Below are 13,483 nucleotides of genomic sequence, written 5' to 3' on the forward strand. Positions count from 1 at the left end.
GCTCCAGCTTACGCGAGTCGCGATAGTTGAACAACTTGTGACCATTTTGTACTATAGTCACTAAAAATCCGATGGAAAAACCCCATGTTGCCAAAACGCTCCCTTGCGGCCCTTTTCGTTGCCAGCCTGGCAACCGGTTGTGCCGTCGGCCCCGATTATGTGAAGCCCGATGTGCCGGTTCCACAACGACTCCAGGGCCAGACGGCGGTCGAGCAGCGCACCGCCAATGCTGCAGCCGATCTCTCCGCATGGTGGGCCGGCTTTGGCGATCCGCAACTCACGCGGTTCGTGCTGCTCTCGCTGGAACAGAACCTGGACCTCGCACAGGCATTCGCCCGCGTCACGCAAGCGCGTGCGGGCCTTGGCGCTGCCAATGCCGCGTTGCTGCCCTCCGGCAATGTCACGGGCCAGGCCGCGCGTGCGTACCAGTCCGTCGAAACCCCTTTGGGCCGCGTCTTGAATTCGAGGCCCGGCTTCGACCGCTACGGCAACGCTTTTGAGGCCGATGTCAACGCAAGCTGGGAGTTGGACGTATTCGGCGGCCTACGCCGTGGCCGCGAGGCGGCACTTGCCGACTACCAGGCCTCCCAAGCCGGCGCAGTCGCCACACGGCTGGTCGTGGCCGCACAGACTGCCGATATCTACATCACCATCCGCGGCTTGCAGACGCGCCTGAAGGTGGCCCGCCATCAGGTACAGACGCAAGAGGAATTGCTCTCCACCGTCAACCTGCTGTACGGCAAGGGACTGGCGGCCGAGCTTCAAGTCAGGCAGGCCGAAGGCGCACTCGCTCAGGTTCGCGCTTCCATCCCACAGCTTGAGGCGGGCCTCGATGCGGCGATGAACGCGCTGGACGTGATGCTCGGCTCGCTGCCGGGCACGCACCGGGCCGAACTGGCAGAAGGCGGCGACATCCCGGCCGCCCCGCAGGTTGCAATTATCGGATCCCCCGGCGAACTGCTGAGGCGCCGCCCCGACCTCATCGTCGCCGAGCGCCGCCTAGCCGCTTCCAACGCGCGCATTGGCGTCGCCATTGCCGAGTACTACCCGAAGTTCTCGCTCAGCGGCCTGCTCGGCAGCGCCACATCCGTGGGAGCCGGCAGTCTATTCGGCAGCGGCGCCAGTCAATTTGCCGGCGTGCTCGGCCTGCGCTGGCGCCTGTTCGACTTCGGCCGTATTAATGCGCAAATCGATCAGGCCAAGGGGCAAGAGGCGGAGATGCTCGCCGCGTACCGGCTCGCCGTGCTGCGCGCCACGGAAGACGTGGAAGACGCCTTCTCTGCCCTGGTCAAGCGCGAGGAGCAAGCGGCCGTGCTCACGCAAGGCGTGGATTCGCTTGGCCGCGCCCGAAACGCTTCGTTTGCCGCTTACCAGAAAGGCGTCGTCAGCCTGATTGAAGTCCTGCAAGCCGACGAAAGCCTGTTGCGTGCATCAGACGCGCGCGCCCAGGCGCAAACGGAATCGGCGCGCGCTGCCGTCGCGGCATTCAAGGCGCTGGGCGGCGGCTGGCAGCCTGACGAATCGACCGCCGTTGCAAGCAAATAGTCCCCCCGCGAATGAGGCTGCGCATCCAGCGTGGCTCATCGCAACAACCGATTTACCGCCGCTCCAATTCACCCATACAGAAAGAAACTGCCATGTCCAACTCCAAAGTTGTCCTCATTACCGGTGTGTCTTCGGGCATCGGCCGTGCCACCGCAGCGAAGTTTGCGTTGCGGGGCTGCCGGGTATTCGGCACCGTGCGCAACCTCGCAAAAGCTCAGCCGATACCGGGCGTTGAACTGGTCGAGATGGATATCCGCGATCAAGCGTCGGTTCAGCAGGGAATCCAGACCCTCATCGCACAGGCCAAGCGCATCGATGTGCTGGTCAATAGTGCCGGCGTGACGCTGCTCGGCGCGACCGAAGAAACGTCGATCGCCGAAGCGCAGGCGCTGTTCGACACCAACGTGTTTGGCATCTTGCGCACCACACAAGCCGCATTGCCGCACATGCGCGCGCAACGTTCGGGAAGAATCATCAACATCAGCTCGGTGCTCGGCTTTCTGCCGGCGCCGTACATGGGCCTCTATTCGGCGTCCAAACACGCCGTGGAGGGGATGTCCGAGACGCTGGACCACGAGGTGCGCAAGTTCGGCATCCGTGTCGTGCTTGTCGAACCCTCATTTACCAAGACCAGCCTGGATATCAATGCCCCCCATGCGGTTTCCAAGGTATCTGCCTACGACGACGAGCGCAGCGTCGTTTCGCAGGCGATTCAAAAAAGTGTCCAAAAAGCACCGGAACCCGATGGTGTCGCGAGCACGGTCGTCGATGCCGCCCTAGGTGCGTGGAAGATGCGCCGTACACCCAAAGGCGAGGCATCCCTTCTGAGCAAGCTGCGCCGTTTCATGCCGGCAGGCCCGGTCGATGCAAGTCTGCGGAAGACGTTCGGGCTCTCCTGAGGCGCGTTACCCGAAACAGATCCGACGCACACATCATCGGAAGAGCCCCATGATGAATCCAGACAGATCAGCAACCGGGGCCTCTGCCACGATTGCTCCGGCTTTGCCCAATGCACAGATCAACACCGCATCACCTTGGCCGGTGTTCTGGGTCGCCAGCGTGGCGGTGTTCCTTGTCTCGATGGACGGCACGATGCTGTTCGCCGCCTTCAGTGCCTTACGCGCAGGGTTTCCTCAAGCCACTGCGGCGGACCTTTCCTGGGTGCTCAATGCCTACACCGTCGCCTATGCTGCAACGCTCATTCCGTCTGGCGGGTTGGCGGATAAGCATGGGCGCAAAAAGGTATTTCTGGCCGGCGTAGGGCTGTTTCTGGCGGCGTCGGTTGCGTGCGGTTTGGCTGTCAACGTAGGGTGGCTCGTTGCAGCACGCGTGCTTCAGGCCATCGGCGCTGCGTTGCTAACGCCCTCATCTCTGTCACTCGTGCTGGCGGCGTTTCCAATCAGCAAGCGCGCGGTGGCGATCAGTCTATGGGGGGCGGTTGGTGCTCTGGCTGCTGCAGTGGGGCCAAGCCTTGGGGCATTCGTCATCGCATCGATCGGCTGGCAGTGGGCCTTTTACCTGAACGTGCCTTTAGGCCTGGCCGCCATGTGGCGCGGCGCGACGCTTCTCACCGAGACAAAACAGCACACCAGCAACCGCCCGCTTGATCTGTTCGGGATGGGCCTGCTGACCGTCGGGACGGGCGCTTTGGCACTATCCATTGTGCAATCGGAATCGCCAGGCTGGTCACGTCATGAACTGCTCGGTATTGCCGGCATCGGGCTCATGAGCATCGCCGGATTTGTGGCCTGGGCTCGCGTTGCTACCGCACCGCTGGTGGATTTGGGGTTGTTTCGCAACCCGACTTACCGTTACGTCAATCTCGCAACGTTGAGTTTCGGCATTGCGTTTTCGATGATGTTCTTCGCCTTCTTTTTCTACATGAATTCGATCTGGCACTACTCGCTGCCATTGGCAGGGCTTGCCATCACGCCAGGGCCGCTGCTGGTGACTCCGGTGGCCACCCTGTCAGGTCGAATCGCGAGTCGGCATGGCCACCGCCCATTGTTGGTGGCGGGCAGCCTGCTTTACGCGACCAGTGCAGTGTGGTTCTTGCTCGTGCCCGGAGTTGAACCCGCCTATCTCACGCAGTGGCTGCCAGGCATGCTGCTCAGCGGCGTGGCTGTGGGGATGGTATTGCCGTCGTTGTCGGGCGCCGCCGTCAGCCGCCTACCCTCGGACCATTACGCAGTGGGTGGCGCAATCAATCAGGCGATACGGCAAATCGGTTCGGTCGTGGGAGTCGCACTGACGGTGCTGCTGCTCGGTGGTGCCAGTTTGCAACGTGCCGACTTCAACGCGCTCTACCTGTGCCATATGAGCTTGGCGCTTCTTACCGCAGCGCTGTGTCTGCCGGTCAACACGTTGCCGCGGCCATCGGCAAATCCCAGTAATTTTCGCTCGCGTTCATAGAGCAAAAGGCGCGTTTCGTGCACACCATGTTGGAGATGTCGATGGACACCGATCCGAAGTCAGTTCGTTTCGACGCAGAGCAGCGCATCTGCGAGGCTGGTGGGGCATGCCACCACTACGTGCTTCGTCTTCGATGTGCCAGCCGCTTGACGGCAGGCGCAACAAAACCGCTTTGAAGGATTGGAGGGCCGCATCATGAAAATCGGAATCATTGGAACCGGCAACATCGGCGGCGCTCTAGCCCGCAAGCTCAGTGCTGCAGGACACGACGTGCGTGTCGCAAATTCGAGCGGCACTAAAGGTGCGCGCGCGTTTGCCCGCGAGATCGGAGCAGAACCGACTGATGTACACGGAGCAGTCGCTAGCGTCAACGTCATCATCCTGGCCATTCCTCTACCTGCAATGCGCGAGCTGCCCGCCCACTTGTTCGACTGAGTACCCATAGATACGACGATCATCGATACGAGCAACTACTATCCGGGATTGCGGGATTCGCGCATTCCTGAGATCGACGACGGGCTGACAGAGGGCGTCTGGGTAACTCGGCAGATTGGAAGACCCGTGATCAAAGCATTCAACAACGCTTTGGCATATACCCTTGCGGAGCTAGGAAAGCCGAAAGGTACGCCAAGCCGCCTTGCTATTGCCGTGGCGGGAGACGACGTAAGGTCCAAGCAAACAGCGATGGAACTTGTCAATCAAGCAGGGTTCGATCCAGTCGACGCAGGCTCACTCGAAGACTCCTGGAGACAACAGCCGTCAACGCCATCGTACTGTTGCGACTACGATGCGCGAGGCTCTCGCTGCGGCAATCCCTGGAGTTGCCGCCATGAAGCGGGACCAGTTGCCAGAGCACTTCGCGAAGTTGGGGTCGAATCCCAGCCATGCTGATGTCGTAGCCATGAACCGTAGGGTGAATTCCGCTGTTGGATAAGCACCGTCACGACGGTGCGCAGGAGCGGAATGGGTCTGCGGATCGCGAGGATGGCCGCCACTGAAGGCCGTAACGTTGCCATGGTCGGCCACGGGTGTGGTGCTATTTCGATAAGGAGCCCGTTTGAAAATTCCCCGCGAGGGTGATGTAAAGGCGGGATGTGGAAAAAAGAACATCGAGAACGCGAGGCGAAGCTGGCTCGCAAGACCAAGCGTTACCCCAGCGATATGACGGACGTCGAATGGGCCGCTGTGCAGCCGCTGCTGCCACGCGTAGCCGTGCGAGGTCGGCGCCGGGAGTGCGACTTGCGGGAGGTCGCCAATGCCCTGCGCTATCTGGTGCGGGCGGGTTGCGGTTGGCGCAGGGATCGTTTCCCCCCTGCGCGCGGTGGGACCCCGACTCACCCGCAGGAATCGCGTGAGCGGGCTGGCGCGATGCGCTCGGCCAGCACTGCTGGCTCCTCGATCAACGGATCAATCCGCTGCTTGGAGTTGCGCTTGGCAATCCCCACGGTCGGCCACCCGCGCCGGCCAGTTCAGCCACGCGTCGCGCTCGGCACGCGCCAGCTTGAAGACGTGCGCGATGGCCTGCGAGCGGTCCACCAGTTCGCCCTTGAGGCGGGCCAGGCGCACCTTGTTGGTTTGCGCCTTGACCACCTCGTTGACGGTGCGGGCCTGCAGCAGCGACGTGCCGCCTGTGGGCGACGATGCCGGGCCGTCCGGGGTCTGACCGCCCTCCTGCGGCACGGCGGCTCTGACGGGCCGTGTGCGCGTGCCGGTGCGTGGCGCTTCGGTATTGCGTGCCCATTCGGCGTCGGCGCGGTCCGAGTCAATGGTGCCGTCCGCTTCCGGCGTGATGCGGCCGGCGGCGATTGCCTTGCGCACGGCGGCGTCCGACACGCCCCGGTGCCGCGCATAGGCGCGAATTGAAATTCCCATCTGAATCTTGCTGGTTCTTTTGCAGATTGCGCTTGGCTTCTGTGCGGCACAGCGCGTTCATGTGTCCATCAACACAACACCTCAACCGGAGCAAACGATGATCGGCACCCTGACCCGAGAAGAAGCAGCCTGCGAACTACGCGAAATCCAGCAACAGATGCTCAACCTGATCGACGACGCGCGCAGCGTGCTGAGCGCGAGCGACATCGGCGGCCAGCGTGGCTGGATGGATCAAATCTCCGCCGCGCTCTTTGGCGACTACGGCAGCGGCTCCCTGCAGGACCTTATCGACGAAATCGAGAACGGTTGAGACGACGAGGAGGACAACGGCTGAAGTCCAGCGCTGGGCGGCAGCCCGTCCGGCAACCTCCAGCGAAAAGCGCTTGGCTTCCTCCCAACACAGCGCGTTCATCACACCACGTTCAAACCACCTCGAAAGAGAAACACATGACCACGCAACAACTGACCCCGGCACAGCACGCCATCCTCGCCTACGCCATCCAGCACACCGGCGGCAAGATCGAATGGTTCCCCGACAACATCAAAGGCGGCGCACGCAAGAAGGTGCTTGAAGGCTTGATCAAACGGGATCTGATTGCCACCGCCGGCGACGACTGGCTGGTTGCAGCCGAAGGCTACAACGCACTGGGGCTCAAAGCACCGCAGCTCGAAGAACCCGCTCCAGAGGCCGAGCCGGCGCGCAAGACACCGCGCACGCGCGAGAACAGCAAGCAGGCCCAGGTAATCGCGATGCTGCGCCACCCGGAAGGGGCAACGATCGGCAAGATTTGCAAGGCCACCGGCTGGCAAGCCCACACCGTGCGCGGCGCGTTTGCCGGCACCTTCAAGAAGCGGCTCGGGCTGAACATCACCTCCCACAAGCCGGCCACCGGTGAACGCGTGTACCGGATCGAAACCGAAGACGGCGACCAACCAGCCTGATGGTGCACGGGGCCGACGGCCCCGCATCAAGCGGGGGACAGCGCTTGGCTTGTGACCGGAACAGCGCGTTCATGTCGTTGTCGTGATTGACGACGCCAACTTCAAGGAGAACACCATGAGCAACACCATCGAACGCTCCCCCCGCACTGTTGTCATCGGTGACAACATCATCCAAGCCGCAAAACTGGCCAAGCGCCTGCCCTTTGCCCGCAAGCCCGCCGATCTGAGCCAAGTGCGCGGCCAGGAATACGCCGAGGTCTACGTCACCGAAATCAAGGAACTCACCACGGCTGAATTCGACGATTTCTCGAGCAACCTGCTGGTGTCCCGCGACTGGCTGCGCGGCAAGGGCGGCGGCAGGCTCGGCAGCGACTTCTGCATCGAGGTCATCGCACCCGATCGCCCTACCCTCTATGTCAATCCGGAGGGTAGCGACTACGCACGGTATGTGGCCTGCATCGACTAGATGCGGCTGACTTGAGAAGTCAAAAAAACAACTTGGCTTCTCCGTCGAGCAGCACGTTCATTCAGGTGCCGCAACGAGATGGTTCAGGAGAGCAACTATCTCCGTCACGGCACCGGGTCCCCACACCCGCGTCATACAAATCGATCAAGTCGGCATGCTCTGACTCGAATGGAACCTGCCCCGCGGGCATCCCATTCGGCTTCACGCACAACCCTGCGCATTTTTGCGCTGAGCCCTTGGAGGAGAACACGAAGAATTTACCCCCTCAAAAAACGCACAGGATTGAGCATGCCTCGAATCAGATCGCATGATAGGTATTTCACCAGCAGAGGTCCTACCGATCCCCTGGACGATTTCCACCGTGAGTCGGTCGTTAAGCTTCACAAATCCGTCGACCCAAGCCTATTCGGCCTGAGCTCGTTTCGCTCACGCAAAGTGCGAGTGGATTCGGACACCATGGACAATCTCAAGATTGCCGAAACGACCGTCCGGCAAGTCAAGTGCATGCTGCCCTACGGCGGGGGCAATCAGAAGCCTGACGTCACCTATACCGAAGGCGAATCCTGGGCGCGTCGGAGCATGCTGCGTGATGAAACGTATTGCCAGAATCCGATCCAGCACGCCAAGGAAGTTGTGCGTTACCAAGCGGGCAACTGCGCTGAGCACGCGAATGTCAGCTACGCGCTGCTGGCGGGCCGTCAGCTGAACGCACCCTTGCTGCGGGCCAGCGACGGCGACGATGATCATGCGTATGTTCTGATCGGGGACCCGCGCGACCCATATTGGGGCGACAGAGATACGGTCGTCGTGGATGCCTGGGTGACGCATCCCTCGGCCTTTACCTTGGCAGAGGCCGATGATCTGCACCCGAACATGACCCCTTTCCAGCGCAGCCGATACAGTCCTCCGGACCCGGATGCCAATCTGCGCAATGTCCGGCATGTCACGACGGAGGAAGTCAATCAATACCTCTCGGAATACAGCCGCCCAGAAGTCGGCCCGGCATTGCTCGACTACATTGATCAGTACGTCGATACCAACAAGTTTTTCAACACGAAGACCTCCGCCGACGATCCAAGCACCCGCTACGGTGACTCCAGCTTTACCTCCAAATCGATGGACCGCATAGCGGAAAGCACGGTCGATCGGCAAAGAGAAGCCCGGTACGAGTGGAATAATTCCCCATACAGCTGGTAACTGAGCACCAGCAGACCTCTACTTTTGCATCGAGGTCACTACACTCGGTCGCCTCCACCTCGTACGTCAATCCGGAAGGGGCGACCACACCCGATACGTGGTCCGCGCAGGCTGATCGGTTCTAGACAAGGAAGCCTAGCTCCGCTCGGCTTCCTGACCGGACGACGCGCCGATAACCGCCAACGCGTGCACGGTAACGCGGCGGCCGGGCGCCACGCACATCGCCGTTCCGCGCGTGCCTCGCCCTGGTGCGCGCGGGGCACTGTGCCCGCACGCTGCGCAATGGGCGGGGTGTTACGCGAGATCCCCCAGGAGCCTGGCCTCGAGCGCATTGGCGACCAGATGGCTCTTCAGGCAGGATGGGCCGGAACGAATGCCGCAGGTCTTGGCGGTTTGCTCATCCACCGCACGGTTCATCCATTCCTCGGTCACGTGGTCGATGGCCCTCTGCAGCCCCAGTGCGAGTGCGTTGAGCACGTCTTCACCAAACCGCTCCCCGTGCGCACTATCCAAGAAGAACCGCACCACTCGCGGCGCGGCGCCTGTTGCCTTCGAGATCGCCACCATCGCCAGCGGCCAAGCCCCGGCAGCGTACGGCCCCATCGTGCCGTAGAAGCCGGCTGCTCTATTGGTTGTGTTGATCACTTGATACATGCTTTGCATTGCCGCGCTTCGCGGTGCTGTTGTGACGGCACCAGTAACGCGCTGCCGGCCGCGCAAGCCAAGCTCTCGATCTGGTCTGCGTTGCGTTTGAGCTCCAGCCTTGGCTTTCGGCTCGAACAGCGCGTTACTGGTGCCATCACAACGACGCCCAAGAAGGAGCACACCATGACCACCACTGACCTGATTCCCACCACCCGCAACGAAGGCTGGGGGTTCTACGGCACGATGAAGGAGCGCGCCGCCGAAGCCTGGCCGCTAGCGATGACAACTGTCTCTAAGGCCACCGGCTCCTCATTTGAGGCCGTGCGCCTCTTTCTCGACAGCGCATTCGGACGACACTTTGCGGATGACATCTGCAACGCCCTCCACGGTGGCCAGACACTTACCGATGCCATCGACGCGACGGCGGCCGCGTGGATGCAGCGCAAGACGAACGGCGGGCTCAGCAAAATCTACGGCATCCCGCGCAACCTGCCCCACCTGACGGCCTTTGTGGCCGCCAGCGAGATCGCCGACGAACTTTCGGCGTAGAGCCCGCGAAACCGAGGGACTGCTCAATTGGCGCCCCCTCAGTCTGCCGCCTCGCGGATAACCGCTTCCTGTGCGCGGTGTACTCGCCCCATCAGTTGGTGCAACCGCACCACCCTTCTCGTCCATGTTCGCACCGGTGAGCACAACTTCGCGTCGAGCATAGAGCTTCGCGATGGCGCTTGCTAGCATCGAAAGCCCGGCGCTCTCGCCGCCTGGGCTTGTGTATTCAACCTCTTGGAGCAATAACGACACGATGCTTATACAGACACAGTACCCTGGGTTTTACATTGCAACCGCAAGTGACAATCAACGCGAAGCTGACCGTTATGCAGGCAAAGTAAACGAGGCGTTAGGGAAAATTGCGTCCGGGCGCTCGGGGGATGAACTACTTCGCGGTATCAGCTCTCTGAGTGCGACCAGGCAGCGCAAACTGACCATCAGCGAGATCGACTCCGATGACGATCCCGGTACGGAAGCCGTCCTCACCAGGCCACAGATTGCAGCGTACGAGCCATCGGATTTTCGAGCCAACAAGAGAATCGCCAAACAGTTCGCGAGAGGAGAAGTCTCTTCGGAACCTGCCGGCTGCAGCGCGATCGTGAACTGGAACCCCAAGACCAGCATCAAGCTGAGCCGAAACGGCTCGCCGAAGCGCCTGCATAAAGACCCCAAAGAATCGTTCGCTGTCCTCGCCCATGAACTGATCCATGCCCGCCACGTCATGGCAGGTACATCCAAAGCCTGGAGCGGCGACCGTTACAACGAAACCAGCGAGGCAGGCCAGGAAGAGCTGAGGGCGGTTGGCTTGGGGGCCTACGCACACGCCTACACCGGTGAACCGACGGAAAACTCCATCCGTGCGGAACAAGGCTTGCAGGCGCGCAGCAAGTACAAGCCACGCAACGCGTAACCCATTGTCAAGGCTCGCCTGAAATGGCGAGCCTATCCGCGCGTGCGTCGTCCAGTAACGCCCCGTCCGACTCTCGATAGGCGAGCTCACCCGTCCAATCCTGCCACCGGCGCACGATCACATCGACATACTTGGGATCGAGCTCAATCAGGCGTGCTGCTCGCCCCGCCTTCTCCGTAGCAATTAGCGTCGTCCCCGAACCGCCGAACGCGTCGAGCACCACGTCGCCCGGCCGGCTCGAATTGCGAATCGCCCGTTCCACCAGTTCCACCGGCTTCATCGTGGGGTGCAAGTCGTTGCGGGCAGGTCTCTTGATCTGCCAGACGTCTCCCTGATCGCGGTCGCCGCACCAATGCCGCTGCGCCCCTTCGGCCCAGCCGTACAGGATCGGTTCGTATTGCCGCTGGTAATCCGCGCGGCCAAGCGTGAAACGGTCCTTGGCCCAGATGATGAAGGTTGACCAGCGCCCGCCCGCCTCGCGGAACGCCGCCTGCAGCACGTCCAGCTCACTGGAGGACATCGCCACGTAGATGGCACCCCGGCAGTTGGCAATCGTCGGCTTCAGCGCCGCCAGCAGGAAATCGTAGAAGCCCCCGCCCAGGTTGTCGTTCAGGATGGCCCGGCTCGTGCCGCGCTGCCTGTCCTTGGCCGTGTTGGCGTAGTTCACGTTATAGGGTGGATCCAGAAAAGCCATGTCCGCCGGCTCGCCCTGCAACAGCCTGTCGTAGTTCTCCGCGACGGTCGCATCCCCGCACAGCAGCCGATGCCTGCCCAACACCCACACGTCGCCTGGGCGAGAGATCGGATCCTCGGGCACCTCCGGCAGTGCAAACTCCTCCGCCTGGCCGTCGCCCTCCTCCCCGTCCATCAGATCGGCCAGCGCGTCCGCATCGAAACCCGTCAACGACAGGTCGAAGTTCGCCGCGTCGAGCGCGGCCAGCTCGGCACGCAGTACGGCTTCATCCCAACCCGCGTTTTCGGCGATGCGGTTGTCCGCGATCACCAGCGCCCGCCGCTGCGTCGGACTCAGGTGGTCCAGCACCACCACCGGCACTACCTGCAGGCCCAGCTTCATGGCAGCGGCGAGGCGTCCGTGGCCGGCGACGATGACGCCGTCGCCACCGGCCAGGATGGGGTTGGTGAACCCGAACTCCACGATGCTGGCCGCGATCTGCGCGATCTGTTCGTCGGAGTGCGTCCGAGCGTTGGCGGCATAGGGGGCGAGCCTCTGGATCGGCCAGTGCTCGATCTTGCCTGCGAGCCAGGAGGCCGTCATTGCACCACCTCCTCGCCCGCCAGGCGCTCGGCCGCAACGGCCGCGAAGGTCTGGCCGGTCGACTGCAGCGTCACCGGCGCCTCGGGGAAGTTCTGCCGGAAGCGCTTGATCGCGACGTCCACGTACTCGGGTGCGATCTCGACGCTGTGGCACAGGCGACCGGCGCGCTGCGCAGCCAGCATGGTGGTGCCGCTGCCGCCGAAGGGTTCGAACACGACGTCACCGGCATCCGAGTACGCCTCGATCACGAATTGCGGCAGGGCGACCGGGAACACCGCCGGGTGGTCGATGTCGCGGCCGATCTTGCCCTTGTGCCGCATCACACGGATCACCGAATCCGGGATCCGGGTGTCCTGGGTAAGTTTGCCCTCGTGTGTCCAACTCCCGCGAACGCCGTCCTTGCCCCGCATCGAGGTCGACGTGCCGTCGGGGCGCAGGTGCTCGTCCTGGCCAGCGTACTTGCAAGGCACGGTCTTGTTTGCCTGGCGAGCCTCACGATTGAAGTGGAAGACGAATTCGAAGGATGGTGCCAACCGGCCACGCCAGTCGCCGGGCATGCCCGGTCCCTGGTCCCACACGTACCAGCCGAACCGCCGCCAGCCCTGCGTGCGCATCCACGCGATCCAGGCATCCCAGTATGGGACGACCTCGCTGTCGCGGTGGACCAGCCCGAGGTTGACGAGCACCTGGCCGTCGCCCGCCATTGGCACGTTGCCGAAGACGCCGCGCATCAGCACGTCCCAGTTCGCGATACCACCGGTGGTGTAATTGCGCTGGTTGGCGTAGGGCGGCGAGGTAAAGCACAGCGCGGCTTGTTGGCCCGCCATCAGGGCCGCGATCACCGCGCTGTCGGTGGCATCGCCGCAGATCAGGCGGTGCTCGCCCAGGAGCCAGACGTCGCCCGGCCGGGACACCGGCACCGCCGATGCTGCGGGCACGTCGTCCGCCTCATCCGGTTCCGGATCGCTCGCCCCATCGTCCTCAGCTTCGCCCAGCTCGTCAGCCAACAGCGCGTCGATCTCGGCGTCATTGAAACCGGTCAGGGCCAGGTCGTAGCCGGCGTCAGCGAGTTCCGCGAATTCCAGCGCCAGCAGTTCCTCGTCCCAGCCCGCATCGAGCGCGATACGGTTGTCGGCGAGGATCAACGCGCGCTTCTGCGTCGGCGACAGGTGGGCCAGCTCGATCACCGGCACCTCGTCCATGCCGAGCTGGCGCGCGGCGGCCAGACGCCCATGGCCCGCGATCACACCGTTCTCGCCATCGACCAGGACCGGGTTGGTCCAGCCGTACTCCACGATGCTGGCGGCGATCCTGGCCACCTGCTCGTCGTTGTGGGTCCTCGGGTTCCTTGCGTAAGGAATCAGCGCCGCGACCTTGCGGTACTCGACGTTGAGCATGTTCTGTTTCGGGTTCCCAAAAGAAGACGGCCCGCGCGGGAACGGATCTCGGCGCAGGCCGAGCGGAAATGAAAACGCCCGCCGACGGCGAACCGTAAGCGGGCGCGGAATGAGAGGGGTGCGAACCTGTGGGGTGCGAACCAGTACTGGGGCAGGTTCGCACCGCCCCCAAAACACAAGACCCGCGCAAACGCAGTGCTGGCGCGGGTCTGGAGGGAATGGCCGGTTCGTTGCGGCCGGAGGTGCGCACCGTGCGAACCCAGGTTCGCACC

General features: G+C 62.7%; 13 protein-coding genes and 2 pseudogenes. 11 read left to right on the plus strand and 4 right to left on the minus strand.

The genetic code is table 11. The features are described from left to right. Nucleotides 1-84: 84 nt before the first annotated feature. The 5 genes and pseudogenes from GO999_RS12110 to GO999_RS12130 all read left to right on the plus strand — a co-directional run. Nucleotides 85-1,545 (plus strand): efflux transporter outer membrane subunit, encoded by a 1,461-nt coding sequence (locus GO999_RS12110; RefSeq protein ID WP_071507945.1) that lies wholly within the window; start codon nt 85-87, stop codon nt 1,543-1,545. Nucleotides 1,546-1,637: 92 nt separating this feature from the next. Further along, nucleotides 1,638-2,444 (plus strand): oxidoreductase, encoded by an 807-nt coding sequence (locus GO999_RS12115; protein ID WP_028861132.1) that lies wholly within the window; start codon nt 1,638-1,640, stop codon nt 2,442-2,444. A gap of 49 nt (nt 2,445-2,493) precedes the next feature. Further along, a complete protein-coding gene (locus GO999_RS12120) occupies nt 2,494-3,957 on the plus strand; it encodes an MFS transporter (protein ID WP_211906248.1) in 1,464 nt (487 codons plus the stop codon). Between the two features lie 195 nt (nt 3,958-4,152). Beyond that, on the plus strand, nt 4,153-4,392 hold the full coding sequence (locus tag GO999_RS24725) for an NAD(P)-binding domain-containing protein (protein WP_249215024.1): 240 nt from the start codon (nt 4,153-4,155) through the stop codon (nt 4,390-4,392). A gap of 657 nt (nt 4,393-5,049) precedes the next feature. Next, nucleotides 5,050-5,271, plus strand: a pseudogene (locus tag GO999_RS12130) (transposase); the annotation flags it as partial. A 135-nt stretch (nt 5,272-5,406) separates the two neighbouring features. Here GO999_RS12130 and GO999_RS12135 read toward each other — a convergent pair. Continuing rightward, a pseudogene (locus GO999_RS12135) lies at nt 5,407-5,829 on the minus strand (elements of external origin); the annotation flags it as partial. Between the two features lie 97 nt (nt 5,830-5,926). Here GO999_RS12135 and GO999_RS12140 point away from each other — a divergent pair. The 4 genes from GO999_RS12140 (at nt 5,927) to GO999_RS12155 (ending at nt 8,434) form a co-directional block, all read left to right on the plus strand. Then, a complete protein-coding gene (locus GO999_RS12140) occupies nt 5,927-6,139 on the plus strand; it encodes a hypothetical protein (RefSeq protein WP_071015363.1) in 213 nt (70 codons plus the stop codon). A gap of 137 nt (nt 6,140-6,276) precedes the next feature. Then, on the plus strand, nt 6,277-6,771 hold the full coding sequence (locus tag GO999_RS12145; protein ID WP_211906250.1) for a DUF3489 domain-containing protein: 495 nt from the start codon (nt 6,277-6,279) through the stop codon (nt 6,769-6,771). Nucleotides 6,772-6,886: 115 nt separating this feature from the next. Beyond that, on the plus strand, nt 6,887-7,237 hold the full coding sequence (locus GO999_RS12150) for a hypothetical protein (protein WP_071015384.1): 351 nt from the start codon (nt 6,887-6,889) through the stop codon (nt 7,235-7,237). Between the two features lie 456 nt (nt 7,238-7,693). After that, on the plus strand, nt 7,694-8,434 hold the full coding sequence (locus tag GO999_RS12155; RefSeq protein ID WP_249215025.1) for a type III effector: 741 nt from the start codon (nt 7,694-7,696) through the stop codon (nt 8,432-8,434). Between the two features lie 294 nt (nt 8,435-8,728). Here GO999_RS12155 and GO999_RS12160 read toward each other — a convergent pair whose 3' ends face one another. After that, nucleotides 8,729-9,088 carry a hypothetical protein gene (locus tag GO999_RS12160; protein WP_249215026.1) on the minus strand — a complete coding sequence of 120 codons (360 nt, stop codon included), beginning with the start codon at nt 9,086-9,088 and terminating at the stop codon, nt 8,729-8,731. A gap of 174 nt (nt 9,089-9,262) precedes the next feature. Between GO999_RS12160 and GO999_RS12165 the strand changes: the two genes are divergently transcribed. After that, on the plus strand, nt 9,263-9,628 hold the full coding sequence (locus GO999_RS12165; RefSeq protein ID WP_071015378.1) for a hypothetical protein: 366 nt from the start codon (nt 9,263-9,265) through the stop codon (nt 9,626-9,628). 172 nt (nt 9,629-9,800) lie between these two features. Further along, on the plus strand, nt 9,801-10,538 hold the full coding sequence (gene xopG / locus GO999_RS12170; RefSeq protein ID WP_223259888.1) for a XopG/HopH/AvrPtoH family type III secretion system effector: 738 nt from the start codon (nt 9,801-9,803) through the stop codon (nt 10,536-10,538). Nucleotides 10,539-10,545: 7 nt separating this feature from the next. Here xopG and GO999_RS12175 read toward each other — a convergent pair whose 3' ends face one another. Continuing rightward, the gene (locus GO999_RS12175; RefSeq protein WP_211906251.1) at nt 10,546-11,814 is read right to left on the minus strand and encodes a site-specific DNA-methyltransferase; all 1,269 of its coding nucleotides are present in this window, start codon (nt 11,812-11,814) and stop codon (nt 10,546-10,548) included. Then, nucleotides 11,811-13,211, minus strand: coding sequence for a site-specific DNA-methyltransferase (locus GO999_RS12180; protein WP_211906252.1), 1,401 nt, complete (start codon nt 13,209-13,211; stop codon nt 11,811-11,813). The genes GO999_RS12175 and GO999_RS12180 overlap by 4 nt, the downstream gene beginning before the upstream one ends. Between the last annotated feature and the right edge of the window lie 272 nt (nt 13,212-13,483).

Source organism: Ralstonia nicotianae, assembly GCF_018243235.1.
Taxonomy (GTDB): Bacteria; Pseudomonadota; Gammaproteobacteria; order Burkholderiales; family Burkholderiaceae; genus Ralstonia; species Ralstonia nicotianae.

What these genes read in the sequence shown, in the direction of transcription:
- GO999_RS12145 (WP_211906250.1), top strand. Translation starts at nt 6,277, where the DNA reads ATGACCACGCAACAACTGACCCCGGCACAGCACGCCATCCTCGCCTAC.
- GO999_RS12180 (WP_211906252.1), bottom strand. Translation starts at nt 13,211, where the DNA reads ATGCTCAACGTCGAGTACCGCAAGGTCGCGGCGCTGATTCCTTACGCA.
- xopG (WP_223259888.1), top strand. Translation starts at nt 9,801, where the DNA reads ATGGCGCTTGCTAGCATCGAAAGCCCGGCGCTCTCGCCGCCTGGGCTT.
- GO999_RS12150 (WP_071015384.1), top strand. Translation starts at nt 6,887, where the DNA reads ATGAGCAACACCATCGAACGCTCCCCCCGCACTGTTGTCATCGGTGAC.
- GO999_RS12155 (WP_249215025.1), top strand. Translation starts at nt 7,694, where the DNA reads ATGGACAATCTCAAGATTGCCGAAACGACCGTCCGGCAAGTCAAGTGC.
- GO999_RS12140 (WP_071015363.1), top strand. Translation starts at nt 5,927, where the DNA reads ATGATCGGCACCCTGACCCGAGAAGAAGCAGCCTGCGAACTACGCGAA.
- GO999_RS12120 (WP_211906248.1), top strand. Translation starts at nt 2,494, where the DNA reads ATGATGAATCCAGACAGATCAGCAACCGGGGCCTCTGCCACGATTGCT.
- GO999_RS12110 (WP_071507945.1), top strand. Translation starts at nt 85, where the DNA reads ATGTTGCCAAAACGCTCCCTTGCGGCCCTTTTCGTTGCCAGCCTGGCA.
- GO999_RS12160 (WP_249215026.1), bottom strand. Translation starts at nt 9,088, where the DNA reads ATGTATCAAGTGATCAACACAACCAATAGAGCAGCCGGCTTCTACGGC.
- GO999_RS24725 (WP_249215024.1), top strand. Translation starts at nt 4,153, where the DNA reads ATGAAAATCGGAATCATTGGAACCGGCAACATCGGCGGCGCTCTAGCC.
- GO999_RS12175 (WP_211906251.1), bottom strand. Translation starts at nt 11,814, where the DNA reads ATGACGGCCTCCTGGCTCGCAGGCAAGATCGAGCACTGGCCGATCCAG.
- GO999_RS12165 (WP_071015378.1), top strand. Translation starts at nt 9,263, where the DNA reads ATGACCACCACTGACCTGATTCCCACCACCCGCAACGAAGGCTGGGGG.
- GO999_RS12115 (WP_028861132.1), top strand. Translation starts at nt 1,638, where the DNA reads ATGTCCAACTCCAAAGTTGTCCTCATTACCGGTGTGTCTTCGGGCATC.